24 protein-coding genes, 4 tRNA genes, 1 pseudogene and 1 riboswitch are annotated in these 26,435 nt (G+C 54.7%); of the genes and pseudogenes, 13 read left to right on the forward strand and 16 right to left on the reverse strand.

Annotated features, from left to right (window positions below):
- Positions 1-22 precede the first annotated feature (22 nt).
- The 5 genes from KP808_RS17275 (at position 23) to KP808_RS17295 (ending at position 4,600) form a co-directional block, all read left to right on the forward strand.
- Positions 23-622, forward strand: coding sequence for a TetR/AcrR family transcriptional regulator (locus KP808_RS17275; RefSeq protein ID WP_230016559.1), 600 nt, complete (start codon positions 23-25; stop codon positions 620-622).
- A 343-nt stretch (positions 623-965) separates the two neighbouring features.
- Positions 966-1,754 (forward strand): SDR family NAD(P)-dependent oxidoreductase, encoded by a 789-nt coding sequence (locus KP808_RS17280; RefSeq protein WP_230016560.1) that lies wholly within the window; start codon positions 966-968, stop codon positions 1,752-1,754.
- A 16-nt stretch (positions 1,755-1,770) separates the two neighbouring features.
- Positions 1,771-2,631, forward strand: coding sequence for an alpha/beta fold hydrolase (locus KP808_RS17285; RefSeq protein WP_230016561.1), 861 nt, complete (start codon positions 1,771-1,773; stop codon positions 2,629-2,631).
- Between the two features lie 77 nt (positions 2,632-2,708).
- Positions 2,709-3,710: an NADP-dependent oxidoreductase gene (locus KP808_RS17290; protein WP_230016562.1), complete on the forward strand. Its 1,002-nt coding sequence runs from the start codon at positions 2,709-2,711 to the stop codon at positions 3,708-3,710.
- Positions 3,711-3,787: 77 nt separating this feature from the next.
- Positions 3,788-4,600 carry an oxidoreductase gene (locus KP808_RS17295; RefSeq protein ID WP_230016563.1) on the forward strand — a complete coding sequence of 271 codons (813 nt, stop codon included), beginning with the start codon at positions 3,788-3,790 and terminating at the stop codon, positions 4,598-4,600.
- A gap of 21 nt (positions 4,601-4,621) precedes the next feature.
- Here the strand turns inward: KP808_RS17295 and KP808_RS17300 are convergent, their stop codons facing one another.
- The 3 genes and pseudogenes from KP808_RS17300 to KP808_RS17310 all read right to left on the reverse strand — a co-directional run.
- A complete protein-coding gene (locus KP808_RS17300; RefSeq protein ID WP_230016564.1) occupies positions 4,622-5,584 on the reverse strand; it encodes a DMT family transporter in 963 nt (320 codons plus the stop codon).
- Between the two features lie 79 nt (positions 5,585-5,663).
- Entirely contained in the window at positions 5,664-6,392 is a 729-nt protein-coding gene (locus KP808_RS17305; RefSeq protein ID WP_230016565.1) for a helix-turn-helix domain-containing protein, read from the reverse strand.
- A gap of 139 nt (positions 6,393-6,531) precedes the next feature.
- Positions 6,532-6,639 (reverse strand): annotated as a pseudogene (locus KP808_RS17310) (TetR/AcrR family transcriptional regulator); the annotation flags it as partial.
- Between the two features lie 215 nt (positions 6,640-6,854).
- On the opposite strand from KP808_RS17310, the gene KP808_RS17315 reads away from it, so the two are divergent.
- The 3 genes from KP808_RS17315 (at position 6,855) to KP808_RS25975 (ending at position 9,725) form a co-directional block, all read left to right on the forward strand.
- A complete protein-coding gene (locus tag KP808_RS17315) occupies positions 6,855-9,263 on the forward strand; it encodes a DUF3772 domain-containing protein (protein ID WP_230016566.1) in 2,409 nt (802 codons plus the stop codon).
- 24 nt (positions 9,264-9,287) lie between these two features.
- Positions 9,288-9,560 carry an alcohol dehydrogenase gene (locus KP808_RS17320; RefSeq protein WP_147466510.1) on the forward strand — a complete coding sequence of 91 codons (273 nt, stop codon included), beginning with the start codon at positions 9,288-9,290 and terminating at the stop codon, positions 9,558-9,560.
- A 99-nt stretch (positions 9,561-9,659) separates the two neighbouring features.
- On the forward strand, positions 9,660-9,725 hold the full coding sequence (locus KP808_RS25975; RefSeq protein WP_227447959.1) for a hypothetical protein: 66 nt from the start codon (positions 9,660-9,662) through the stop codon (positions 9,723-9,725).
- Positions 9,726-10,637: 912 nt separating this feature from the next.
- On the opposite strand, the gene KP808_RS17325 is transcribed toward KP808_RS25975, so the two are convergent.
- The 3 genes from KP808_RS17325 to KP808_RS17335 are packed head-to-tail and all read right to left on the reverse strand — an operon-like array spanning position 10,638 to position 13,860.
- Positions 10,638-11,858, reverse strand: a complete 1,221-nt coding sequence (locus KP808_RS17325; RefSeq protein WP_122258013.1) for an MFS transporter — start codon at positions 11,856-11,858, stop codon at positions 10,638-10,640.
- Positions 11,843-12,655: a TylF/MycF/NovP-related O-methyltransferase gene (locus KP808_RS17330; RefSeq protein WP_122258012.1), complete on the reverse strand. Its 813-nt coding sequence runs from the start codon at positions 12,653-12,655 to the stop codon at positions 11,843-11,845. The genes KP808_RS17325 and KP808_RS17330 overlap by 16 nt, the downstream gene beginning before the upstream one ends.
- A 23-nt stretch (positions 12,656-12,678) precedes the next feature.
- Positions 12,679-13,860 carry a cupin domain-containing protein gene (locus KP808_RS17335; protein WP_230016567.1) on the reverse strand — a complete coding sequence of 394 codons (1,182 nt, stop codon included), beginning with the start codon at positions 13,858-13,860 and terminating at the stop codon, positions 12,679-12,681.
- A 749-nt stretch (positions 13,861-14,609) separates the two neighbouring features.
- Between KP808_RS17335 and KP808_RS17340 the strand changes: the two genes are divergently transcribed.
- Complete coding sequence (locus KP808_RS17340; RefSeq protein WP_147466509.1) at positions 14,610-14,843, forward strand: hypothetical protein; 234 nt, start codon at positions 14,610-14,612, stop codon at positions 14,841-14,843.
- Here the strand turns inward: KP808_RS17340 and KP808_RS17345 are convergent.
- Both KP808_RS17345 and KP808_RS17350 read right to left on the reverse strand, forming a co-directional pair.
- Positions 14,832-14,951 (reverse strand): DUF4917 family protein, encoded by a 120-nt coding sequence (locus KP808_RS17345; RefSeq protein ID WP_230016568.1) that lies wholly within the window; start codon positions 14,949-14,951, stop codon positions 14,832-14,834. The two genes, KP808_RS17340 and KP808_RS17345, sit on opposite strands and share 12 nt — an antisense overlap.
- A gap of 929 nt (positions 14,952-15,880) precedes the next feature.
- Positions 15,881-15,957, reverse strand: a tRNA-Arg gene (locus KP808_RS17350).
- 316 nt (positions 15,958-16,273) lie between these two features.
- Here KP808_RS17350 and KP808_RS17355 point away from each other — a divergent pair.
- The 3 genes from KP808_RS17355 to KP808_RS17365 all read left to right on the forward strand — a co-directional run bounded on the left by KP808_RS17355 (position 16,274) and on the right by KP808_RS17365 (position 17,508).
- A complete protein-coding gene (locus KP808_RS17355; RefSeq protein WP_219169728.1) occupies positions 16,274-16,513 on the forward strand; it encodes a hypothetical protein in 240 nt (79 codons plus the stop codon).
- A gap of 36 nt (positions 16,514-16,549) precedes the next feature.
- A complete protein-coding gene (locus KP808_RS17360) occupies positions 16,550-16,735 on the forward strand; it encodes a PA3371 family protein (protein ID WP_002554422.1) in 186 nt (61 codons plus the stop codon).
- Positions 16,736-17,181: 446 nt separating this feature from the next.
- Positions 17,182-17,508: an Arc family DNA-binding protein gene (locus KP808_RS17365; RefSeq protein ID WP_002554423.1), complete on the forward strand. Its 327-nt coding sequence runs from the start codon at positions 17,182-17,184 to the stop codon at positions 17,506-17,508.
- A 174-nt stretch (positions 17,509-17,682) separates the two neighbouring features.
- Here KP808_RS17365 and mgtE read toward each other — a convergent pair whose 3' ends face one another.
- Entirely contained in the window at positions 17,683-19,125 is a 1,443-nt protein-coding gene (gene mgtE, locus KP808_RS17370; protein WP_002554424.1) for a magnesium transporter, read from the reverse strand.
- Positions 19,126-19,449: 324 nt separating this feature from the next.
- On the opposite strand from mgtE, the gene bamE reads away from it, so the two are divergent.
- Positions 19,450-19,941: an outer membrane protein assembly factor BamE domain-containing protein gene (gene bamE, locus KP808_RS17375; protein ID WP_058399958.1), complete on the forward strand. Its 492-nt coding sequence runs from the start codon at positions 19,450-19,452 to the stop codon at positions 19,939-19,941.
- 43 nt (positions 19,942-19,984) lie between these two features.
- Here bamE and KP808_RS17380 read toward each other — a convergent pair.
- The 7 genes from KP808_RS17380 to ltaE all read right to left on the reverse strand — a co-directional run bounded on the left by KP808_RS17380 (position 19,985) and on the right by ltaE (position 25,947).
- A tRNA-Arg gene (locus KP808_RS17380) sits at positions 19,985-20,061 on the reverse strand.
- A gap of 87 nt (positions 20,062-20,148) precedes the next feature.
- Positions 20,149-20,225: transfer RNA gene (locus tag KP808_RS17385), tRNA-Arg, on the reverse strand.
- Positions 20,226-20,334: 109 nt separating this feature from the next.
- Positions 20,335-20,425: transfer RNA gene (locus tag KP808_RS17390), tRNA-Ser, on the reverse strand.
- 62 nt (positions 20,426-20,487) lie between these two features.
- On the reverse strand, positions 20,488-20,676 hold the full coding sequence (csrA, locus tag KP808_RS17395) for a carbon storage regulator CsrA (RefSeq protein WP_002554426.1): 189 nt from the start codon (positions 20,674-20,676) through the stop codon (positions 20,488-20,490).
- Between the two features lie 171 nt (positions 20,677-20,847).
- Positions 20,848-22,080: an aspartate kinase gene (locus KP808_RS17400; protein WP_002554427.1), complete on the reverse strand. Its 1,233-nt coding sequence runs from the start codon at positions 22,078-22,080 to the stop codon at positions 20,848-20,850.
- Positions 22,081-22,173: 93 nt separating this feature from the next.
- Positions 22,174-24,798: an alanine--tRNA ligase gene (alaS, locus tag KP808_RS17405; protein ID WP_230016569.1), complete on the reverse strand. Its 2,625-nt coding sequence runs from the start codon at positions 24,796-24,798 to the stop codon at positions 22,174-22,176.
- A gap of 144 nt (positions 24,799-24,942) precedes the next feature.
- Complete coding sequence (ltaE, locus tag KP808_RS17410) at positions 24,943-25,947, reverse strand: low-specificity L-threonine aldolase (RefSeq protein WP_230016570.1); 1,005 nt, start codon at positions 25,945-25,947, stop codon at positions 24,943-24,945.
- Positions 25,948-26,159: 212 nt separating this feature from the next.
- Positions 26,160-26,326: riboswitch (FMN riboswitch) on the forward strand.
- Positions 26,327-26,435: the final 109 nt, after the last annotated feature.

Consider the following 26,435-nt stretch of genomic DNA (forward strand, 5'->3'; position numbering starts at 1 on the left):
ATTTCATGACAGGGAGCTTCGCATGCCGACCTCAGATACCCCGCGTACTTACCACCACGGCAACTTGCCGACCGTCTTGCGGCAGGCGGCCTGGGACATCGTGGGGGAAGCAGGCATACGAGGACTCTCACTGCGTGAATGCGCAAGACGGGCGAACGTTTCACACGCCGCACCTGCACACCATTTCGGCTCTCTGGAAAACCTGATGGCAGAGGTGGTGGCCGATGGTTATGAACGGATGGTCGACGCTATCCACGCCGCGCAGCGGGACCTTGACGACTGTGTACTGGGCTGCGGGATAGGCTATGTCAATTTCGCTAAAAACTACCCACAGCACTTCCGGTTGATGTTCGGAATGGGCGGGGTCAACCGCACATTACCCAGGTTGCTCACTTCGGGCGAAGCCACGCTGCAACTGCTTCGTCAGTCGATACGTACGGCGTGGGTCGCAAAAAATGGTGCCGAACCAGACCCGACAGTGCTTGAGCAACGCACCTTCCTCGCCTGGAGCACTGCGCATGGGTATGCCTCGTTGGCGATCGACAGAAAGCCGGATGAACTCTCTGTGGTCTCGGCCGAATCGATACTCAAACCGATGGCGTCTTTTTTGCTTACACCATAGCGCTCCGCGCTCCGCAAATGCGGCCGTGCCTCCACGTCCACTTAGCCCTCTGAAACGCCCTCTGAAACGCCATCTGCGCCGCATCTCCAGAACGGCGAAAGCAACCGCGCGCACGATTCTCCTTCCTCCTCGCCTCTGAATACAGGGTGCGCACGACCTCGCCGCATTTTGATGTCGCTCAACATCTATACGTTGACATCTTAGATTTAGATCGTAATCATAACGCCAAGGATCAATTGGCAGGGCCCTTCAGCGTCAGCGTCGAATGCCCTGCCGGGTGACCGACAATCGCAGGCGCAAACGCCTGGCTGCCCTCATTGCATTACTTGTCAGGACATCACCAATGACTACTCTCCTCACTGTTCTCATCACTGGCGCTTCCAGCGGTATCGGTGCCATTTATGCCGAGCGATTTGCCCGTCGCGGCCACAACCTGGTGCTTGTCGCACGTGACAAGCCACGCCTCGATGCTCTGGCAGCACGGCTGAGTGAAGAAAACAACGTAGCTGTCGAAGTGCTTCAGGCCGACCTGACCAACTCTGCCGACCTCACAGCGCTTGAAACTCGCCTGCGCGACGATGCCAGCATCGGCGTCCTCATCAATAACGCAGGTATAGCTCAGTCCGGCGGGTTCATTGAGCAGAGCGCTGAGGCCATTGAAAAACTCGTCGCCCTGAACATTGTTGCACTGACACGACTCGCTGCCGCAGTAGCCCCCCGCTTCGCACAGTCCGGTACCGGTTCAATCGTCAACCTCGGGTCGGTGGTGGGCTTGGCGCCAGAGTTCGGCATGACCGTTTACGGTGCTACCAAGGCCTATGTGCTGTTCCTGTCTCAAGGCTTGAACCTGGAACTGGCAGCCAAGGGTGTGTACGTCCAGGCGGTCCTGCCTGCTGCTACCCGCACCGAAATCTGGGAGCGCGCCGGTATCGACCTCAACACCCTCCCCGAGGTGATGGACGTCGAAGAACTGGTCGATGCAGCGCTGGTGGGCTTCGACCGTCGCGAACTGGTGACCATTCCGCCACTGCACGTTGCGGGTCGTTGGGACGCGCTTGATGGCGCGCGGCAAGGGTTGCTGTCGGACATTCGGCAAGCGAACGCCGCAGAGCGCTATCTGACCAAAGCCTGAAACCAGGGTATGCATCATGCCTAGCTCAAATCTGCAGACTCATTCGACGCAGTCGTTTGTCCAGGCGCCTAATAAAATCGCAACAGTCGCAGGCATTGCCTTCGCCTATCGCGAGTCAGGTTTGCGTGGTGGCGTGCCGCTCTTGTTGCTCAACTATTGGGGCGCGGTACTGGACGATTTCGACCCGCGCATTGTTGACGGTCTTGCCACCCGACATCACGTTATCGCCATCGACTATCGCGGGGCTGGTTTATCCACCGGCACCGCGCCGCTGACGATAGGCGAGATGGCTCGGGACACCCTCGAGCTGGTGCGGGCAATGGGCTACAGGCAAGTGGATCTGATTGGCTTTTCAATGGGCGGTTTCGTGGCCCAGGACCTGGCATTGAAGGCACCCGATCTGGTACGCAAGGTTATTCTGGCAGGCACTGGGCCGGCAGGCGGAGACGGTATAGAGCGCATAGGTGCGCTGGCCTGGCCGCTTATTCTCAAAGGCTTGCTGACGCTGCGAGACCCCAAGGTCTATATGTTTTTCACCTCCACACTCAATGGCCGACGCGCCGGCAGAGGCTATTTGAGCAGGGTGAAGGAACGCACCGTCGACCGCGACAAGCCGCCGACGCCTCGCTTGCTGCTTCGCCAACTCAAAGCAATAAAAGCCTGGGGAAAACAGCCAGCGCAGGATCTTGCACGCCTGCGGATGCCTGTACTTATCGTCGTCGGGGACAGCGACGTCATGGTCGCAAGCGAGTTGAGTCGCGATATGAGCCAACGTCTCCCGCAGGCGCAACTGGTGGTTTATCAAGACGCGGGCCACGGTTGCGTCTTTCAGTACCACGCCGACTTCGTCTCAACGGCTCTGGAGTTCCTTGCATAAAGCGTTCGAACTTCAACTGCACATCGTTTTTTTAAAAACAACCCATCACTGTCAGACGACCCTGGAAATCTAGCGTCATGAAAGCACTTACCTTCGAAAACTATGGCAAGTCGCCTGAAATTGCGATAACGCATGTGCCTCTGCCAACCATCAAGCCTGATGAACTGTTGGTGGAAGTTCACGCGGCCGGGTTGAACCCGATCGACAACATGATTACCACAGGCACGTTCAAGGCCGTCCTCAAACACGAACTACCCGCCATTATGGGCAGTGATCTTTCCGGCGTGGTCATAGCAGTAGGCAAAGCTGTCACCCGCTTCAAGGCGGGTGACGCCATTTTCGCCAGTATCTTTGACCTCGGCAAAGGTAGCATCGCCGAATTTGCAGCCGTTCCTGAGCGCGCTGCTGCACTTAAACCGACGAATCTGGATTTCGTACAAGCGGCCTCTATTCCAATGGTCGGGCTTACATCCTGGCAAGCCTTGAAGGAACACGCCAATCTTCAACCCGGCCAGAAGGTATTCATACCGGCCGGGGCTGGAGGTATCGGCACCTTCGCTATTCAACTGGCAAAACACCTGGGGGCCAACGTTGCCACGACCACCAGTACCGGCAATGTAGAGCTGGTGCGCAGCCTGGGTGCAGATGAAGTGGTGGACTATAAAAAGCAGGCGTTTGAGCAAGTATTGCGCGACTACGACCTGGTGCTGGGTACAACGCGAGGAGACACGATTAAAAAAGCCGTCGGCATCCTCAAGCCAGGAGGTTTGATCATCTCCCTCGTCGGGCCACTGGATAAAGCGTTCGCCAAGGCTCGCCGGATGAATGTCTTCTTCACTTTCCTCTTCGGGCTGATGAGCCACTCAATCAGGCGCCGTGCGAGAAAACACCACGTGGCCTACTCGTTTCTGTTCGTACGCCCGCAGGGGGCTCAACTCGAGAAGATTGCCGTGTTACTTGAAAGCGGACAAATCAAACCCGTCATTGACAGGGTCTTTGCACTGGAGCAGGCCAAAGAAGGACTTGAGTACCTGGCCCGGGGGCGTGCCAAAGGCAAAGTAGTGGTGAAGATCAGGTAAGTGTCGGTGACCCGCGTTTTAAATTCCCCAAATAAGCAACTTGTCGGCCCCCAGCCTTTTGAACACTGGAGCATCACATGAGCACTTCTTCCGGAAAAACTGCCATTGTCACCGGTGCATCATCCGGTATAGGTCGCGCAACGGCCGAGGCGCTGGTGCGCTCGGGCTATAACGTGTTTGGCACGAGCCGCAAGATTGGCGAAAGTGCAACGCAGGTGTCCATGCGTACTTGCGACGTAACTAACGATGACTCGGTCAGCGCGCTCGTTTCCAGCGTACTTGCGCAGACCGGGCGGATCGACCTGCTGGTCAACAATGCAGGTATTGGCCTGATAGGCGGCTCCGAGGAATTCTCGATACCCCAGGTGCAGGCGTTGTTTGATGTCAATCTGTTCGGCGTCATCCGCATGACCAATGCGGTATTGCCGTCGATGCGCGAAAGTGGCCAGGGGCGCATTATCAATATCGGATCGATTCTGGGCCTGATACCCGCGCCCTACTCTTCTCATTATTCGGCGGTCAAACATGCGCTGGAAGGTTATTCGGAATCTCTGGATCACGAAGTGCGCGCCTTCAATATTCGCGTCTCGGTCATCGAGCCGGCATTTGTACGAACCGTCTTTGATCAAAACGGCATTGAGCCGGAACGGCTATTGAAGGAATACGATCAGGCCCGCGCAGAATTCAAGGCATTGCTCGCCGATGTAATGCCGAAAGCCGATTTGCCGGAAGTCGTGGCGGCTGTAGTGCTTAAAGCGGCGAGCGATACCCGCCCCAAGCGTCGCTACACTGCCGGCAAGACAGCCCGACAAATCAGCATGCTGCGTCGCTTTGCGCCTGCCGGGATGTTTGACAAGAGCCTGCGCAAGGAGCTTCGTTTACCGGCCTGAAACGCACGCGAGCCGGTCACTTCAGGGGCGGTGCTTGGGCTGGATAGTCGGGGAATGCAGTGGCACACGATGACAGTTCAGACACCAGACCACACCGCAGACCAGCAAGGCAATGGCAGCCAGCTCGTAGCCGTCGGGTAGTCGGCGCTCCCATAAGAAACCGAAAACGAGCGCCGCCAGCGTTTCAATCACGAGCACTTGCCCGCTGAGTGCCAAGGGTAGAAGTCGGCTCGCCTGATTCCAGCAGGCACCACCGACAACCGAAGACAAAAGGGCAACGCCACCGGCCACCACGAGAAAATGCAGCCATTCGGAAATACCATAGATACCCGCTTGAGAACCCAGCACGGGCGCTGCCAAAAGCAGTGATTGAGCGCCTGTCATGACGCCCATAAGCATCGCCCAGTCATGCGCGGAGACGTTGGCGACCTGCACCAGCCGGCGGGCATTGCTCACCGCAAACCAGCTCCACGTCAGCAACGCACCTGTCGCGCATAAAATCCCGACAATATTTGCCGCTGTATCGGGCCTTTGATCATTGATCAGCGCGTGCCAACTGATAAGCACAACGCCCCCCACCGCGCAGCACAGTGAAGGGAAGAGCTTGCGCAGAGAAACGGCATTTGCGTCATGACGACCCGCCAGGGTTACGAGCACCGGAATAAGTCCGACAATCAACGACGTTGTGGCGATACCGACCAACTGCACGCCTGTGCCCACCAGGGAGTAGTAGATGAGGTTGCCGATCAGGCTAAGCCAGAAGAGTGACTTCCAGTCGGACAGGGTGAGACTGGCGCAAACACGCCGCCAACGCAGCATCAGCAGGGCTGCAGAAATCGCGCCGTAACAGAGAAATCTTATGACCGCGAACTGCAAACCGCTCAAACCCGGAGTCAGCTGCGGGCCCAGGAAGATCACGCCCCAGCACAGGCCGGCGCAAACGCCATAAATAATGCCCTTGAGCAATGATCGATCAGCAAACATTTCACCAGCGCTCCAACGCCTAAAGCATGAAGTCTGGAGCGTCGGGTCTGGAGGATATTGTCGGTAACTGCGGTTTTTTTTACCCGGACTGTTTTTGCGCTTTACGATAAACCGCCGGGGTCGTGGCGCTCAAACGCTGCATAGTGCGCGTCAGCGATGCCTGATCGGAAAAACCTGCACGCAAGGCAATCTCGGCTATCGGCAGCGAGGTGCCACGCAACCATCGTTGGGCCTCCTGTATGCGTAGTTCAGTCAACCACGCTTGAGGACTCATCGCGAATAATTGCCGGAATCGCTGGTGCAGCTGGCTCATGCTCATGTTTGCGACTTGGGCCATGGCCTGGTTGCTCCAGTGTGCGCCAGGATTTGCTCGCAGACGGGCTATCAACTGCTCTATCGGGGACGAAAAACGGCAGGTGTCCGAGCCAAGGGACGACAGAAGCAGAGGTCCCAGCTGTGAGGCATTAATGGCCAGTTGCTGGTTACCGATCAGCTCGGCGAATTCGATAAGCCGACGGGTCGCGGGCGAAACAGGCACATATATTTTCTCGGCCAGACGCCCCATCTGCAATGTTTCCAGCGTCGTCGGTGCGCAGTCCAGCACCAGAAAACGGCTGTCGACGTGAGTCTCTTGCGAGTGCAGCGAACCTGGCTTTACCAGCGCTGCCAATGACTGATCGATAAAGCCACCGCGACCGTCCACGTCAATCTCCATTCGGCCACGAATCGGCAGTACCAACTGAGCATGGTCGTGACAGTGCTGAGGGCTTTGCGTCTTGTAGCTGCGAACTTCAAGGCTTAGAAACATTAGTGCACCACTTGCCGTCTGGTGATATTCGAGGTCTGGCGCTCCACAGTGCCTGCGCGCATGCTTAGGCGTTCAGCGGCTTCAGCAACAGATCAGTCCTGATCCCGCCTTTGTCTGATCGACGCCGATCAGCATCTGCTTAAGCCGGTAGCGGCACGCAGGCACGACAGGTGTCGATCAATGTATCAAAAAGGGCAATGTCCGACCGGCTTCTTGCAATGAGCTGAGCGCCCGCCACAGCGGAAAAACCGCCTGACAACAGCCACGCCCAGGTCAGCCTTGCCTGGAAAGTGACAGTCAATATTGGCTGGTTGCCCCCCGTTTTCAGCGCTCAAACGTGAAGTCCTTGGTATTCTATTTGACTGCGCTCTAGTGACGCGTGAGTGCAGCTCAAGACAGACAAGGCCCGTGCCTGAAATACACAGGTCTTGCCAGGCCGCTTAGTGCAAAGAAGGGAAAATAATGCAGCACGCTTCGCTGAACCGTTTTCATACTGGGCTGCTCGCCTTGCTTTTGCTGTGCGTGACCTTGCCAGCGCTGGCCCAGAATAGCCCGGCACCTCAAATCGATAGCGCCAGTAGCGCATCCCCGGCAGTGGATGCACCGAGCCTGGATGACTTGAGCGAACAACTGGATCAGATCCGTCAAAAAGTGACGGGCAGCGCCAACGATGACCTGCTTTCAAGCCTGCGGCAGGCCGCTTTGCAGGTCCAGAAACAAGCCGACAATCTGACTGCCCGCCAAGCTGTCGACATCGAACACCTGAATGATCAGCTCAACATTCTCGGGCCGGCGCAACCGGACGAGGCGCAAAGTCTGACCAGTCAGCGCAAGACATTGACCGCTCAGAAAAACGCGCTGGTCAATGATGAGCGCCAAACCAACACGCTAAGCCAGTCAGCCCGGGACCTGGCTACGCAGATATTCAATCTGCGCCGCAGCCTTTTCGATTCGCAGATCAGCACGCGGACAGCGAGCCCGCTCAGCTCGGCGTTCTGGTCCACGCTGATTCGTCCTACCGATGACGACTTGGGACGCTTGAACAGACTTCTGGTGGATGTCCGCCAAGTGCTCAGCAGCACGCTGGCACCGGAAAACCGTGTGCAATTCATCAGCATCGTAGTCGCCGCGCTGTTCGTGTGGGTCGTTGTTCGCCGCCTGCTGGAGCGCTTGCTGATCTGGTCGATGATTCGCTGGCTACCCGAAGGCCGCCTGCGCCGCAGCGCCCTGGCACTGGCTGTAGGGCTATCGACCATTCTCACCATTACCGTTGCCACTTCCTTGTTGCGCTGGGGGATCGTGCGCAATGCGGTGCTCAGCAACGACGTGGTCAACCTGCTCGATCAGGTGCAGACGCTGATCACTTTCTGCGCTTTCATCGTCGGTCTGGGCCGCGCGTTGTTGATGCGGGCACACGCCTCATGGCGTCTGCCGCAAATCCCTGACCAGATCGCCACGGCACTGGGCCGCTTCCCGCCAGCCTTGGCGCTGGCACTCATGATCATCGGCACGCAGGAGCGCATCAACAGTGTCATAGCCAGCAGCCTGGCCCTGACGGTAGCGGTCAATGGCCTGACAGCGCTGGCGGTTTCGCTGGTGTTTTTCTACGCCTTGGTGCGCTACCGCCGAACCCGCCGACGCTTCGAGCTGGAGCGGCCAGCAGGTTTCGTCGGGCTGCTTCCCTTTATCGTTGCGGTATGGGTCGGCCTGAGCTTGCTGGCGTTGCTCAGCGGCTACCTGACGCTGGCTTACTTTCTGGCGGTGAAACTGCTTTGGGTGAGCGTGGTGGCGTCCACTGCGTATCTATTAATCGCCTGCTTCGGTGACATCTGCGAGACCCTTCTGTCGCCCAAACAACCTGGCGGCATGGCGTTGGGTTCGGCGCTGGGCTTGTCCGCCCGTCACCAAGCCCAGGCGAGCACCGTACTGGCAGGCATAGGCCGTACCCTGCTGTTGCTTACCGCGTTGCTGCTGGCTTTCCTGCCTTCGGGTTCCAGCCCGGGCGACCTGCTCGCAAGTTTCACTCAAATGGACGTCACGTCCAAATCCCTGGGCAACCTGAACATCGTCCCCAGCGATATTCTGATGGCACTGATTTGCCTGGTTGTCGGCCTGCTGGGCGTGCGTGTACTCAAGGAATGGTTCGGAGAACGCCTGCTGCCCGAGACCAACATGGATGCGGGCATGCAGGCCTCGCTGGTGACCTTGATCGGCTATATCGGCTTTGTGCTGGTGGTGGCCGTGGTGATGTCCACGCTCAAGATCAGCCTGACCAATTTAACCTGGGTGGTCAGTGCGCTATCGGTGGGGATCGGTTTCGGCCTGCAAGCCATTGTGCAGAACTTTATCTCGGGCCTGATTCTGCTGACCGAACGTCCGGTCAAAGTGGGAGACTGGGTAAGCCTGGCAGGGGTCGAAGGCGATATTCGCCGGATCAACGTACGTGCGACCGAAATCCAGATGGGCGACCGCTCGACGGTGATCGTGCCGAACTCGCAGTTCATCACGCAAAACGTGCGCAACGTCACCATGGGCAATGCGTTGGGGGTGGTCGGAATCACGCTTACCCTGCCCCTCGAAACAGATGTTCTGCAAATACGCGAGCTGCTGTTGCAGGCCTTTACCGAGCACGAAGCGATACTCGACACGCCTGCACCTTCAGTCACCTTCAAAGACCTGACCAATACCGGTTTGATCATCAGCGCCAGTGGCTACGTGAACAGCCCGCGTTCGGTGGGCGGCGCACGGAGTGACCTGTTGTTTACGGTCCTGGGGCGTCTAAGGGAATTGGGTGTAGCGCTGTCTGCACCGCAGAGTATGGTGTTGATCAATGAGGGCTCCGGGAAAGAAGCGCCAGAAGAGAACCCGTGATACTTCAGGGCTGGAGCAGAGCGGATGACGCAGCCAACTAACTGGGCTCACCTCGGTTCAGGCGGCTGCCACATACTTCTGCAAACCGGCGCTGTGCACGTCATTGCAGCGCTGGAGGGGGATCTGTTTGCTGAAGTGAACCGTATGACTGGTGACAAAGGCGCGCGCATGGCCTTCGCACTGCCGTATCTGGGCATTTTCTTCCAGTATGGAGCGCTTGAGACCGCAGACCTGAGTATTCCTGTCATGGAGCTCCTGTCCAAGGAATCTGACCATTCGTGGCTACCAGCTCTTTGAAATCAGCCAGAATCCTGAACGCCTGAACCGTGCCAAGGACGTCATCACCCAGGGGCTTGAGAGCGGCCAGTGGTTTCATAAGTCCTCCCGCTTAGCGAGATAGTTGAAGCGCATCAGTACATGAAGTCCAATGCGCAGGTTGGCAAGATAGTGATTGAGCTGTGATACGTGAACCACTTGATCGGTCGTGCAAATCAGCTTGATTGGATTGATTCATCAGGAGGGGGAGTTCGAGTTGCTGAGGTGTAAAAATCTCGACTTGATTTGACACCTCTATTTGGCGATATTTTCGCCTAAATGGGTGTCCGGAATCATTAGACCACTACACTTCGCATCGGCTGATTTATGCGGTTCGGGACTTTGGAACACGCAGGAAAAACGATCTGCTAACAATCCTGCGTGAGCGGCATCCCCGGCTTTTTTCGAGCTTAGCACTACGTGAAATTCAGTGTGCCTGGCTGCCATCGCAGGCTCAGTTGACTGCGGTTGACGGCGTAGGCTGAGCCTGAACCCCTAAGGTCAACAGGCAGGAGCCCTATACGCAGTTGCGCCATGTGCAGGAGCGGTTGCCGCACGCTTCGTCGTTGGAGGAAAACAAAGCGTGCGGCCATGAAACTGCTCAACGGAAATGCAACGGTAAACCAGAGCCTCATCTTCCTGTCGGTGGCGGTTTCGAATCGCCACAATCGACCATGCATGCTTTCGCACTGCTTCAAACCTGAAGGTTGGCGGAGGATTTTGTTTCGCCGCGAGGCCCTATTTCGAGCTACCCGCGGCCCAGGTCAGCGCGCATCATAGGGCAGGGTGCAAAGCGGCCGCACCACTGACAGCGGACAGGGCTCGATGGGTATACCTCGCTTGACGACAGAGATAACCAGCGCTGTGCCAATCGACTAAAGTGCTCACTTAGAGTTGAATTCGGAGTATTCCGAAGGCTGCCGTAGGATAGCAGAAGCTAATCAGAGTCAAGAAGTTTTACTATGATGATTCGAAGCTGACTTCGCGTTCTTGGGTCAGTACAGCCGACCTGAAACATCCTCGTGGGCTCGACTAATTATTGCAATGGATTGCTATGTATTAAATCGGCTTTGTGTCTGAGTGCCTCAACTGAATTGAAGAGTGGGCATATATAAAGACAAAAGCGATGATCGCAATTGCACCTGCGCTGATGAACAATATGCCTGGAGAGGTGTGATCGATAATAAATGCTCCCAGCAGCGGCGCAGCCAGCATTGATGCATTTTGTACCGCTTGTAGTTTTGCCGTCGCACTTCCAATTCTGTTAGCAAATGCCCAAAATAAAAAACGGTTTGTGGAGATCGAAAATGCCGCGCTGAAAATGCCTATTGCCATGAATGAAGTTACAATTAGAATTTGAGCATTGTCGTTGCCAGTACCCATTAACAGTCCTATCAGGAGAAAACATGCGGCCGTGCAGATGCCTGAGTTCAACATGGGTTTAATGCTTTCACCGGTCTGAATTCGAGTAGCTCTTGTTGCTCTTTTAGAAATATATATGGAAGCCAGAATGTTTCCGCTGCCGGAGGCCCCGATCAAAATACCTAGCAGCGCAGGAGAATAATCCATTAATTTGAGCGTTAGCGGCAAGAGGTTGTTAGTCATGAATACGAACGAGAAGTACACTGCCACGCACAGAAAAAAAAGCTCACCGCCAGAAATATTTTTACCTTCAGCCTGCAAGCTAGATGCGCTTGGAATAGATAGCTGCGAATGAATTGAAAGGCGATGATTGAAAAATATCAGAGACAATAAGGTTAGTATGCATGAGCAAATTAATGGAAGACTGGTTGACCAGATCTCACTCAATAAGCCACCGAGAATTGGCGCCAGGATCTTACAAATGCCATTTACCAACGAAAGCATAGAAAGATATGCGTTTTTATCTGTATTTGGAACGTTGTGTTCCGCCAGTTTGTTAATGGCCGGGAGAGTGAAGCTCGCAAAAACCGAGCGGCAAGCTATTACAGTACAGAAAACTATCAGATTGCCTGAAAACAATATTAGAATAGTGGCGCTGGCTCGGAGGATCAAGCTGGCTTGGGCTATGAGGAGTGGTGAGTGTGCTTCAGTAAATTTTCCGATAAGCTTGCTTAGCACTATGCCAGGCAGCAGATTAAAAACACTGACGATCGCCATCTGATAAGGAGTGACATGAAAGCTATACGCCGCGATGGTCAGTATAGCAATCATGTCAAGCCAGCCACCAAAGGTAGATAGAGCGTCGCCTACCAATAACTGTTTCTTTGCACTAGCTGGGAGTTCTATTTCTTCTGCCAAAATACTACTCCATTTCTTTCATCAGCAATTTCAATGGGGGAGGTGATGTCGTGAACCCTTCGATACTCATCAACAGCCTGCTTGCACCCTTCAAGTAGATAGTCATCAACTATGACATATCCGCCCGTTGACAAGTAAGGATAGGCATGACTTAAGGCATCCATAGTTGATTGATACCAATCGGCATCTATTCTGATTAGGGAGAATTGAGTGGATACCGGCAGTGAACTCAAAGTCTCTGCGAACCAACCTTCAAGAAAAATAACCCCATGGCTTATCAGATTGTACTTTTCGAAATTAGAGATTACATCTGCCTTTGACGCAAAACAGCTCAAATTGTATTCACTCAGACGATCTGCATATTTGTACCAGAACTCTCTTGCAAATGTAGATTCTTTGGCTGACGGTGCCGGTAAACCTTGGAATGAGTCTGCGACATACAGCTTACGATCCATACCATGGTGCTTCAACACACCTGCCATAAAGATAGAAGTACCCCCGCGTAGCACGCCGCAGTCGATAACGTCCCCTTGTACGCCTGATGCCTTGACTGCCTCGATACAGTCAGCGATATTTCGCAAGGCTCTTTCGCTTACGAAGGTGTGCACGTTTCTCGACTTCTTCGTGTACTGAAGGATCTGAGCTAGCTCTTTTGCCGATATATTAAACGACACATTCTCACATTTTAGCTCCGCAAGAACTTCTTCTAGTGTATTGATCTCGACCTCAGACGCTGAGGGTAGACGATCTTCGTAGATGCTATTAGTTAGGGTTTTAGCTAGAAGCTCCAAATACATTTCCATTCCTTAGAATTATTCCATTACGAAATGACTAACGCGCCTGCGTCTACTAAGCTGGAGCATAGGATTACTTTCGAATCTAAGTCTAGCATTCCTGGTATGTCTGAAATTTGAATTTCCGAAGCGGCACATTTTCGAATATATTCTATTTCTTCCTCGCAGTAGTCCGGAAATTCTATGGCTGTTGGGTTTAGAACCAAGCTGTTGCCGGTAGCAAGTGTTCCCCCGGGAAATACCTTTATTGTACCGTTCTCTCTTCTAGACATGAGCGAGTGTCCATAGGGGATCTGAATTTTAGAGCGCCCGTTGATTGATTGCGCTTTCGTGGTAGTTGATAGCATTTTTTTACTTAGGTTTGCTGCAGTCGCGTTGCTCGCAGTTGTGTAGCGCTCAAACATTTCGCTGAAAGGTGTTTCATGGAGATCGTTAATGGCTTGTGTCGTGATTTTTTCCAGCAGTTGAGAGGCCGAATGGGGGAAAATATTCGTTCGCAGCGTATCGTTTTTTTCTGCCAGCATTTTTATATAGGCGGCCAGCACATCAGCTATCTTGGGCGGATCAATCCCTATACCGACATGAAGAGACGTCTCATCTTCTGCCACGGCGGAATGAGGAGTGCCAGAGGGCATATATAAGATATCTCCTTCGGCAAGTTCAATCTCCATCAGCGGAGGGTTAAGAGTTTCCTCAGATAATGGTATTTGCATCACAGGAACTGGATCCTCAATAAGACGTTCCCAGATTTTCCACAGCTTTTTCCCTTTCAATTGGATTACAAAAACTTCTGATGTGTCAAAGTGAACATTCAGCCCCTTATGGCCAGGGCCGGTTAGAAATGGTTTGGCATATACATGCCCTCCAAAAACAGTCCTGACTCGCGAACAAAGACTAATAAAGTAAGGGTTGCGTGTCTCTAGTTCTTCGAGCTTAAGCGTGGCTCCTTGCCGGAATTTTTCAAGAGTCCAGTTGCGCTGGCTTTCATGCATCCCTATGTGTGCCGGGACTGACATCGGTGAACCTTTATAGTTGACTCTAACTTTGTCCTGTAAGCTGCCTTCGTGTTGAAGTAAGTATTGATCAAAATCATCCAGATTAAAATATTTGCCCATTTTGCTAACGCCACGTTGAAGAAAACACTTTTTCCCCAAGTATATTTTAGCGAAATCCGAGAATTCTATCTCGCCTAAAATCTCTTTGATCACACTCACCTCCTGGTATGGATCCATGTCAAAATTCAAGCACAAAAAAGCGAGAGGCAAAGCCTCTCGCTTTTTCACAGCTTAAAACAATTGATACGTAGCCAGACCGGCTGCCTGCAGCTTCACAATTCGAACGTCTTTTTTCGAAAGTTTCATAGTTCACTCCTTGATTGTGAGCAGCGTTGATTACTGCAGGAATAGTAAAGGGTGCCCGGGGTTATTGTGTCAATATATTTCTTCAAAAAAGTATATTGATCTATTTTGGTGCGCGATATTTCGCCTTCACCAATATGGTGCTTTAAAGCGAATGCCTTATCAGATGTCGCGTTCCCAATTAATTGTCCTATGTACTGGAGTCTTTAAGGCAGCATTGTGGATACGGAGTATTTCTTTGCAGTGCTAATTGCACTGTATGTGTGCAGACTTTCCAACCGACCGCCGGGTTGCTTAGCCGGCTGTGAAGATAAGGCAGCGACGTATGTTGTAGGACAATTATAGCCTTGACCTACTATATGCCTTGTGGTTTTCACGCGCTGAGCGTGGCTCGGTACGATGCTCCATTCAGAGCGGGACGGTAAGATCGGCTTTCGAAAAATAGGTGCACCCGCTTAAGAGGAGCTATATGGACGAGCTAATAGTTTTTGGAAGCGCCCATTGGAGAGTGACTCATCGACGAGATGAACGTTACGACGGATGACCTTAGGTGGTCACCCACTGCAACATAGGTAGTTCACCACCGTGGAGACACTTAGATGGACATAAGAAAAGATTTTCACCCCGTTGAAACCTGGGTGCAAAGACTTTCAGCATTTGCTGGGGCTTTCCACGAGAACAACATAAGCACTTGGTCTCATTTAAAAAATCAAGAAGATTTCTCAAATTTGTATGAACTGCCTTATGCTCAACGCGCGCCGCTTGAAAAGATTTACATGAGTGGGCGAGATCTGGCGGTAGGTATGTCACGCAAGCTGAGCTCATTCAATTAGCGAACCGCAACCAAAGCCCGGATGCAGAGCCATGCTCGCACCATTCCCCAACAACAGGGTGTCGGTGTACTGCTCTGCAATGTGCGCCCAATCAACAATTTCTGGCATTTTCAATCCTTAGGAAAAAATACAACGGGGTGGCCGTCCCTGTCGTAGTAACTATTTGTGAGTCTAGGTCTGCGAGGTGCGGTAGTGATAGCGCCGAGTTTGGGGTAGCGTTACGGGACGGCTACATTCTCGTGCAGTTGTAACGCCAATCTACACATTTCCGAAACGCTCACAGCGCCCTTTTTACTGTTGCCATTTGTTATCGCAGATACGTGATTTTCGAGGCAGCCGCGAGCTGCGCCAACCCGGCGGCGGCACGCACTAGCTGGACTTTATCTACGGGTCTGCCGAGACTGCATTCTCAGATGAAGCAACGTAGTCGAGTAGCCCGAGGAGAAATCGGAATCGTCGCTTGTGCCATCCGTAAGCGCCTGTCTCAGTCCCATGTAGACCCTCTCGCCATCCCCCGGGGTTGTCACTTGCAGCTTGGCGCACTCGCTGCCAAGGAAACGAATCGCCTCGTGCTCTTTCGATTCGTCCATGTAATTGCCATGGTGAAACTCGACCAGTGCTTTGTAGACAGCCCAGAATTTCACGGCGGTATTCCTCGTGAGCTTTGCAGTCTGCACCAACCGTGTGATTGCCTTCGTCAGGATTCCAAGGGCTTGCGCTGGCGCGTCATTCTTCATTCCTGCTTTCACGAACCACTGGCCCAGTAATGCAGCGAGTGCAACATTAGGAAGAGAATTCTCATCCGCAATCCGACGTCAGGGAATCAGTTGCAATTCGCAGTGACTTTTCAATCGTGATGCAATTTCACGGGTAGAGAGAACGACCAGGCATCAGTTTTGGAAATCGGCCAAAAGAATCCAATTCCAAGTTGATAACTCAATACCGAATCGCTATGAGAAGTGGGGACCAAAGTGGGGACTTGAGAGGAAATTCAATCGAGGAGCTATCGAAAAATCTAGCTAACTATCTGATTATAGTGGTGTCCCAGGCGGGGTTCGAACCTGCAACCTTCCCCTTAGGAGGGGGATGCTCTATCCAATTGAGCTACTGAGACACTGCGTGCCAGCACACCGATCGGTGCCAGCGAGGACGGCGTGCATCTTAGCGGCATGTGCCGCTTTTGTCATGTCGTCATTGCCCTTCAGAGCTGTAGCCGATGTCGCCCCGAAACGCGAATGAATAAACCGATCATGCAATTTGCAATACCCCAAAAAGCCATCATTGCAAAACGCACTGCGCCCGACTTTTTTTAAATTTACAAACTATTGATTTAAAAGGACTTTTTATCATTTTCTGGTTGGCATGCAGACTGCATTATCAGTATCAGTGAACACATCTCCTCCCAAACGGTCGGGCACAGGTACTGGAAAATGAACAAGACTCTCTCAGTGTTGAATGCGGCAGCTCTGGTGGCTCTGGTGGCATTTCATTTTCACGATTCCGGTGCCAAGGATACGCAGGTCACCGCACCTGCTCCTGTGCATCACCAGATCAGCCATGCGCCCCAGTTGGCCATCATGACTGACCGCATTGCCAGTGCAGCGGTATTGGCCAATGACGATGATGATTCACTTCAGATGCCACGCGCCGAGCAGCGCTGGATTTTCTGAGAACGCTTGAACCAGCCATTTATAGAGAGAGTAGCCATGTCAAAATCCGCGTTGTCATTTCTGGTCCTGGCGATTATGGCTGTGATCGTTGACCTGTTGCTTCCTGTTCAAGCGCACACTTTGAGCATCGCTGCCAACATCGCTGCAGGCGTGTTTGCCAGCCTTTTTGTAGTAGCGCTGTTTCTCGGCCGTCGTATCAAATTCGACCCGGTGCTTCGCTAAGCTAAAAGGCATAGTCCCAAAAGCTCACAACCCTCTCGCTCGACCCGCTCATCGCGCCGAGCACTGCGTTTATAAGCTCCAAAATCCTTCCTGCGCCCTGCCCTCGTAACCCTTGGTCGGGTAGCTTCGTTTGCGCTGAATTCCGACCTACTCTCAGAGTCAAATAGCCATGATGGCAAAAAGAAGCTCGGTGACGTGCCCGGTTATTCAGGGGCAAATGCGAGGACTTTGCAAATTTGCTCGCATTTCTGATAATTGGTGCTGGCCAAAAGCCGCCACCTGAGTCAATATTTGTCACAGAATTGACGCCAAGGATTCGACGTATTACGGCATGATGTCGACCCCTTGGAACCCCGGTTGAACATTTGGCCAAAATGACTGTCTCACGATGACAATCTTGCGGCCACTTGCTAGAACCGCTTCCCCTGAACTAACCGGTTAAATATATGAGCCCTATGAAACAGGCTACTTATTCCAGCCGCACGGCTGACAAGTTCGTCGTTCGCCTACCAGACGGCATGCGTAATCGCGTGCAAGAGGTAGCCAAGAATCATCACCGCAGCATGAACTCGGAAATCATTGCTCGCCTCGAACAAAGCCTGATTCAGGAAGGCGCACTTGGTGATGAACCAAGCCTGCGTCTTGACAGTCCTGAGCTGTCCTTGCACGAACGCGAGCTGCTGCAACGTTTTCGTCAGCTTTCACATCGTCAACAGAATGCACTTGTTTCGCTGATTGCTCATGACACGGAACTCGCTTCCGAAGAGTCCTGAGACTTGGTGTAACAGACAAAGGCCAGCGAAAGCTGGCCTTTTTCGTTGTAGCCTTTTTCGTTAGTAGTAGGTTTAGTGGCAGTACATGGCAACCCGAAGACCTCGTCGGGGCATAAAAAAAACCGCCTGATCATGGCGGTTTTTTTATTTTAAGAGCTTGTCTTGAGGCAGAGCTTAGAGCAGAAAGATCGTCGCCAACCCCAGGAAGATGAAGAAACCGCCGCTGTCGGTCATCGCCGTAATCATGACGCTTGCCCCCATGGCAGGATCTCGCCCCAGGCGCGCCAGCGCCATAGGGATGGAAACGCCCATCAGCGCCGCCAGCAGCAGGTTGAGCGTCATGGCTGCGGTCATGACCACGCCTAGCGACCAACTGCCATACAGCATGTAGGCGACCACGCCGATCACCCCGCCCCAGAGCAGACCGTTGATCAGGCCGACAGCCAGTTCCTTGCGCAACAGGCGGGCCGTATTACCGGTATTGACCTGATCCAGCGCCATCGCGCGCACGATCATGGTGATGGTCTGATTACCGGAGTTGCCACCAATCCCGGCCACGATAGGCATCAGCGCAGCGAGCGCCACCAGCTTCTCGATGGAGCCTTCGAACAGGCCGATCACGCGCGAAGCCAGGAAGGCCGTCACCAGATTGACTGCCAGCCAGGCCCAACGGTTGCGCAGGGAACGCCATACCGACGCGAAGATATCTTCTTCTTCGCGCAGACCCGCCATGTTGAGGACTTCGCTTTCGCTCTCCTCACGAATCAGGTCAACCATTTCATCGATGGTCAGACGGCCGATCAGCTTGCCGTTCTTGTCCACCACCGGCGTGGAGATCAGGTCGTAACGCTCGAAGGCCTGAGCAGCATCGTAGGCATCGTCTTCCGGGTGAAAGCTGACCGGATCGTTGGCCATGACTTCGCCAACCTGCTTCTCCGGGTCATTGACCAGCAGGCGCTTGATCGGCAGCACGCCCTTGAGCACGCCTTCGGAGTCGACCACAAACAGTTTGTCGGTGTGGCCCGGCAGCTCTTTCAACCTGCGCAGGTAGCGCAGCACGACTTCAAGGCTGACGTCCTCACGGATCGTCACCATCTCGAAGTCCATCAGCGCACCGACCTGATCCTCGTCATAGGACAAAGCCGAACGGACGCGCTCACGCTGTTGTGAATCCAGTGCCTCCATCAGCTCGTGAACGACATCGCGGGGCAACTCGGGAGCAAGGTCGGCCAGTTCGTCGGCGTCCATGTCCCGTGCCGCCGCGAGCAACTCGTGATCATCCATGTCGGCGATCAGGGTTTCACGAACGGAATCGGATACTTCAAGAAGAATGTCGCCGTCGCGCTCGGCCTTGACCAGCTGCCATACGGTCAGACGATCTTCCAGAGGCAGGGCTTCGAGGATATAGGCGACGTCGGCAGAGTGAAGGTCTTCGAGCTTGCGTTGCAACTCGACAAGGTTCTGCCGGTGAACCAGGTTTTCTACACGGTCCTGATGCTGACCTTCCTGACGATGGGTCAGGTCTTCAACAATACGCTGGCGCTGCAGCAGATCGACAACCTGAGCCAGGCGATCCTGCAAGCTTTCCTGCGTTTTTTTTACTTCTCTTTCGGTCATAGGCGAACTCCACTCCCAGCAGCGGAGCACGCCGGGAGATCAATCAGTTAATTCATGATTGTTGAAAAACATTATTGAGTAACGACTGGGTAAGTCCATGGAGGTGTTCCACAAGCCCCGGCGGAGCTGACGGGCGCAATGATACACCGCTTTTAGAGAAGCGCATGCGAGAAATTCAGCTTATAACAACCGTTTGCAGCGCAAACCTGCACAACTCTGTTAGCCAGCCCGGCTTCGACGTCACATTCAGCCAAGAAAACGCGCTCGCCGCCCACAGAGGCTGCGGCTAGGCTTGCACGACACCCTGTCATGGAGGACTTGAGCATGCGCACAGCCGTTCATCTATCCCTGTGGAGCGCTCTACTCTGCGCTCCTGCACCTGCAACCGCCAGCACTGTTCATCGCTGCGAGGACGCTTCCGGAAAGATCATGTTCACCACCCTCGGCTGCCCCGAAGGCCACAGCACCCGCATGCAGAGGGCCTTCAATGCACCACCGGGAACCAACATCGACCTGCTTCCGCCCGCAAACCTTTCAGCGCCAACACACCGAAAACCCACGCGCCAGAAACTGGTGGTGGTCGGCACACGCGATGATGGTTGCGGCAACCGCCTGAGCGCCGAACAGCGTCGGGCAGCGATCATCAACCAGCGCACACCTCCCGGCATGACGCAGCGTGATGTTGAGAGCCTGCTGGGGCGCCCGGACAAAGTCACCAACCGTAATGGCGAATCACATTACGTGTACAACCAGAAAAAGGGTCGCAGCAATAATGTGACATTTGACGAGAATGGATGCGTTAAAGGAAAACGCTAGAAAGCAAAAAGCCCACATCTTTCGATGTGGGCTTTTCGTTGTATGGTGCACTCGACAGGATTCGAACCTGTGACCGCTCGGTTCGTAGCCGAGTACTCTATCCAGCTGAGCTACGAGTGCATTGGTGTTTTTAGACCAGATCACCTCTGGTTGGAGCCAGTTATCGGAAACCTTGTAATTACTTACAACACTTCAAACAACTTTAAATGGTGCACTCGACAGGATTCGAACCTGTGACCGCTCGGTTCGTAGCCGAGTACTCTATCCAGCTGAGCTACGAGTGCATGTGTTGGTGCCGCGCATTATAGGTCGTAAAATTGTTTAGTCAAGCACTTTTTCTAGTAAATTCAACAACTTACCGATCAAGCCCAATCTTACGCACTACATAAATAATGGCGGAGAACGGGGGATTCGAACCCCCGACACCCTTTTGAGGTGTACTCCCTTAGCAGGGGAGCGCCTTCGGCCACTCGGCCAGCTCTCCGCAACACGGGGCGTATAATAACCACCCTTTTCCCCGTTTGCAAACCAAAAATTCAATAAAAATTAATGGCTTGGTTCTTCGTCCTTCTCTTTCTTGATGCGAAGGTAAATCTCTTCACGGTGGACAGCGACTTCCTTGGGCGCATTGACACCAATACGCACCTGATTACCCTTCACTCCGAGCACGGTCACGGTAATCTCACCGTCACCAATGATCAGGCTTTCCGCGCACCGACGAGTCAGAATCAGCATACTTTTCTCCTTACGCCTTTATTCAGGGACAACAGTCTGCAAACCAGTAGGCATCGACCTGTAGCACAAGGCCACAACCCTTACCTGTGTATCGACTAACGCAAAGAAAACCACAGCCTTTCTGCGCAGCACCCGAAAGACGCGGTCAGACCGCGCCCTTCGACGACAGGATCACTCACCCTGCCGCGGAGCATCCAGCTCAAAAGCCGTGTGCAACGCGCGCACAGCCAACTCCAGATACTTCTCTTCGATGACCACGGAAACCTTGATTTCCGACGTGGAGATCATCTGTATATTGATACTTTCCTTGGCCAATGCTTCAAACATACGGCTGGCAACGCCTGCGTGCGAGCGCATGCCGACGCCGACAATGGACACCTTGGCGATCTTGGTATCGCCGGACACTTCACGAGCACTGATCTCACGCGCGGTGGACTCAAGCACCTGCAAGGCAGCCTGATAGTCGTTGCGATGGATCGTGAAGGTGAAATCGGTGGTGTTATCGTGCGAAACATTCTGCACGATCATGTCCACTTCGATATTGGCCGCGCTGATCGGGCCGAGAATCTTGAACGCTACGCCGGGGGTGTCTGGCACACCACGGATGGTCAGCTTGGCTTCATCGCGGTTGAAGGCGATGCCGGAAATGATCGGCTGTTCCATGGATTCCTCTTCATCGATTGTAATGAGGGTGCCCGGCCCCTCTTTGAAGCTGTGCAGAACGCGCAGCGGGACGTTGTATTTGCCGGCGAACTCGACCGCTCGGATCTGCAGCACCTTGGACCCGAGGCTGGCCATTTCCAGCATCTCTTCGAAGGTGATCTTGTCGAGGCGCTGAGCCTGCGACACCACACGCGGGTCGGTGGTGTACACACCATCGACGTCAGTGTAGATCTGGCACTCGTCAGCTTTCAGCGCTGCGGCAAGCGCAACACCGGTAGTGTCCGAGCCACCACGGCCGAGGGTGGTGATGTTGCCGTGCTCATCGACGCCCTGGAAACCGGCGACCACCACTACACGACCGGCTTTCAGGTCGGAGCGGATCTTCTGGTCGTCAATCTGCAGGATGCGCGCCTTGTTGTGCGCGCTGTCGGTGAGGATACGGACCTGATTGCCGGTGTAGGACACCGCAGGCACGCCACGCTTCATCAGCGCCATCGCCAGCAGGGCGATGGTGACCTGCTCGCCCGTGGAAACGATCACGTCCAGTTCACGGGGAACCGGCTGATCACTGATCTGCCTGGCCAGCTCGATCAAACGGTTGGTTTCGCCGCTCATGGCTGACAGCACGACCACCAGGTCGTCTCCAGCCTCACGGAATTTCTTGACCTTGTCGGCCACCTGCTCGATGCGCTCTACAGAGCCCACCGAGGTGCCGCCAAATTTCTGTACGATTAAAGCCATCTCAAAGCCGCCTCAGAACCCGTTAAGAGCACCTATTAACCCATTCAAATCCTTGCAAGGCCTGTCGGCGATCGACAGGCCTGCAGACTCGACTCAGATACCCTGCTCTACAAAAGGAACGGCCAGTGCCAGCGCTGAATCCAGCGCACCTGCATCGACACCACCGCCTTGAGCCATATCAGGACGCCCACCGCCTTTACCACCGACAGCGGCAGCCGCCTGCTTCATCAAATCACCGGCTTTGAGTTGGCCAGTCAGGTCCTTGGTCACGCCTGCGACCAAGACAACCTTGTCCTCATGAACACTGCCGAGCAGGATCACTGCGCGGCCGAGCTTGTTCTTCAACTGGTCGACAAGCGCCAGCAGCGCCTTGCCGTCCTGGCCATCCAGGCGCGTAGCCAGAACCTTGACCCCTTTGACATCCAGCGCGGCAGACGACAGGTCGTCGCCGGCGGCACTGGCTGCCTTGGCTTGCAGTTGTTCCAGTTGTTTTTCCAGCAGACGGTTGCGCTCAAGCACAGCCGTCAGCTTGTCCAGCAGGTTGTCGCGATTGCCTTTGACCAGCGTCGCGGCTTCCTTGAGTTGATCTTCGGCCGCATTCAGCCAGGCCAGCGCAGCAGCACCGGTGACCGCCTCGATACGCCGTACACCTGCTGCCACACCGCCTTCACTGACGATCTTGAACAGCGCGATGTCACCGGTACGGCTGGCGTGGATACCACCGCACAGCTCGACGGAAAACTCGCCACCCATACTCAGCACCCGAACGCTGTCGCCGTACTTCTCGCCGAACAGCGCCATGGCACCTTTCTTTTTCGCGGTGTCGATATCGGTTTCTTCGGTCATTACCTCGGTGTTCTTGCGAATCTCTGCGTTGACTATATCTTCCAGCGCACGCAGTTGCTCGGGCTTGATCGCCTCGAAATGGCTGAAGTCAAAGCGCAGGCGCTGACTGTCGACCAGCGAGCCTTTCTGTTGAACATGCTCACCCAGCACCTGACGCAATGCGGCGTGCAGCAAGTGAGTGGCCGAATGGTTCAATTTGGTTGCATCGCGAACTTCATCGGCCACCTGTGTTTCAACCTGGGTGCCGACGCTCAGGCTGCCGGAGGCCACAACACCGTGGTGCAGGAACGCACCGCCAGTCTTGGTGGTGTCACTGACATCGAAACGCACATCACCGGCATGCAGGAAACCGCTGTCGCCGATCTGACCGCCCGATTCGGCATAGAACGGGGTGGTGTCGAGAATCACCACGCCCTCTTCGCCTTCATTCAGGTGAGTGACCGACTGACCTTCTTTATACAGCGCCACAACGCTGGCGCTGCCAGTCGTTGCAGAGTAACCGGTGAACTGCGTAGCGATGTCGACCTTGACCAGGCTGTTGTAGTCCATGCCAAACGAGCTGGCCGAACGGGCGCGCACGCGCTGGGCGTCCATTTCACGCTCGAAGCCGGCTTCGTCCAGGGTCAGGTTGCGCTCGCGGGCGATGTCACCCGTCAGGTCCATCGGGAAACCGTAGGTGTCGTACAGCTTGAACACGACTTCACCCGGCACCACGGTGCCTTTGAGGTCAGCCAGATCCTGTTCAAGAATTTTCAGCCCCTGCTCAAGGGTCTTGGCGAACTGTTCTTCTTCACCTTTCAGCACGCGCTCGATATGCGACTGCTGTTGCACCAGCTCAGGGAACGCAGAGCCCATTTCGGCCACCAGCGCGGCAACGATCTGGTAGAAGAAACTGCCCTTGGCACCCAGCTTGTTGCCGTGACGGCAGGCGCGCCGAATGATGCGGCGCAGCACATAGCCACGACCTTCGTTGGAAGGCAGCACGCCGTCTGCGATCAGGAAGCCGCACGAGCGGATGTGGTCCGCCACGACCTTCAGTGAAGCCTGGTTGTCATTGCTGCAACCAATGGCCTTGGCCGACGCAGCCAGCAGGCTCTGGAACAGGTCGATTTCGTAGTTGGAATGTACGTGTTGCAGAACCGCACTGACACGCTCCAGGCCCATGCCGGTATCGACCGACGGCGCTGGCAGCGGGTGCAGCACGCCATCTGCAGTCCGGTTGAACTGCATGAATACGTTGTTCCAGATTTCGATGTAACGATCACCGTCTTCTTCCGGCGAGCCTGGCGGGCCACCCCAGATTTCCGGGCCGTGATCGAAGAAAATCTCGCTGCAAGGACCGCATGGTCCGGTATCGCCCATGGTCCAGAAGTTATCGGAGGCGTAAGGCGCGCCTTTGTTGTCGCCGATACGAACCATGCGCTCGGCAGGCACGCCGATCTCTTTGGTCCAGATGTCGTAGGCTTCGTCGTCGGTCGCGTAGACCGTGACCCAAAGCTTTTCCTTGGGCAGGTTCAGCCATTTCTCGGAGGTCAGGAAGGTCCAGGCGTAGGTAATGGCATCACGCTTGAAATAGTCACCGAAGCTGAAGTTGCCCAGCATTTCGAAAAAAGTGTGGTGACGAGCGGTATAGCCGACGTTTTCCAGGTCGTTGTGCTTGCCACCGGCACGCACGCATTTCTGACTGGTAACGGCGCGGGTGTAGGCGCGTTTTTCCTGGCCCAGGAAGCAATCCTTGAACTGGTTCATGCCTGCGTTGGTGAACAGCAGGGTTGGGTCATTGCCCGGAATCAAGGAGCTTGAAGCGACACGGGTGTGGCCTTGCTCTTCGAAGAAGCCAAGGAAGGCTTCACGGATTTCTGCGCTTTTCATAGGTTCTTCCACGGAGACTGCGGCCAGAGGCAAGTGCAAAACGTCAAATGACGTAGCGACGGCAAAGGGCCGCATTATATAGGCGTTGCGCCCTCGGTACAGTGTGTTTGTGCGATAGAAACAACTAACTGGATTATCGTCATCTCATGAGTGTTCAAAGGCTGCAAATGCAGCGATGACCTGTTCAACCTGCGCGCGCGACACATTCAGGTGGGTCACCATGCGCAGCCGCGCCGCGGCTGTGAGCACGATGCCACGCTCGGCGCAGAACGCCTTGAGTGATGCAGCGCGCTCACCGATCTGCACGTAGACCATGTTGGTCTGCACCGGCTCGACAGCGTAGCCGAGCCCGCTCAGGCCTTCGGCCAGAAACGCAGCATTGGCATGGTCATCCGCCAGCCGCTCGACCTGATGATCCAGCGCATAGAGCCCTGCGGCAGCCAGCCCTCCGGCCTGACGCATGCCGCCACCGAGCATCTTGCGCAGGCGACGCGCTCTGGCGATCAATGGCTGCGATCCGCACAGTACCGAGCCGATCGGTGCGCCCAAGCCCTTGGAAAGGCACACCGAAACAGAATCGAAGTGCCGGGTAATTTCGCGGACATCGACGCCCAGCCTGACCGATGCGTTGTACAGCCGTGCGCCGTCCAGATGAAGGGCGAGGCCTTTTTCCAGCGTCAGTGTGCGTGCGGCAGCCAGGTATTCCAACGGTAGCACCTTGCCCTGCATGGTGTTTTCCAGGGCCAGCAGGCGTGTGCGGGCAAAGTGAAAGTCATCGGGCTTGATGGCGTCGAGCACCTGCTTCAGGTCCAGCGAGCCATCGGCCTGCACGTCCAGTGGCTGCGGCTGGATGGAACCCAGCACCGCTGCACCGCCGCCTTCGTACTTATACGTGTGTGCCTGCTGGCCAACGATGTATTCATCGCCACGCTCACAGTGCGCCATCAGTGCCAGCAGATTACTCATGGTGCCTGACGGGACAAACAGCGCGGCATCAAACCCGAGGCGCTCGGCGAGCGTCGCTTCGAGCAGGTTGACGGTTGGGTCCTCACCGTAGACGTCATCGCCGACGGGCGCACGTGCCATGGCATCGAGCATGCCGGCCGTAGGAAGAGTCACTGTGTCGCTGCGCAGATCGATGACAGTCACGAAAAAGCTCCCTGAAGTTGAAGATCGATAATGCATGCAACCTTTGGCTTGCAACAAGGCATTACTGAGGCCGCGGTACATGATAATCAAGCACCGCCGCTCTCGATACTCCGTGCCCTTATAAGAAAAAGGTAGGTGCACCGTACGAAAGTGTCCATGCATGATCCAGCGAACTGTGATAAAAATCCCGCGCCGGCCACGTAAAGTGCCGGCAACGTTCTCAGGGCGGGGTGCAATTCCCCACCGGCGGTAATGGCGCGCAATGCGTCTAGCCCGCGAGCGCTTGGGGGTCGCAGCTTTGGCTGGCGATCGGCAAGGTCAGCAGACCCGGTGTGATTCCGGGGCCGACGGTCATAGTCCGGATGAAGAGAGAGCGGGATTGGTGTCTGCAAGAACGTCTGCAAAACCTCATCATGAACGACATCGTTCAGGAGGCTTTCCTACGCGACTTGAATCCCTTTCGATCCAAACGCCCTGTTTTTTCTATA

Source organism: Pseudomonas savastanoi (genome assembly GCF_020917325.1).
GTDB classification, from domain to species: Bacteria; Pseudomonadota; Gammaproteobacteria; order Pseudomonadales; family Pseudomonadaceae; genus Aquipseudomonas; species Aquipseudomonas amygdali.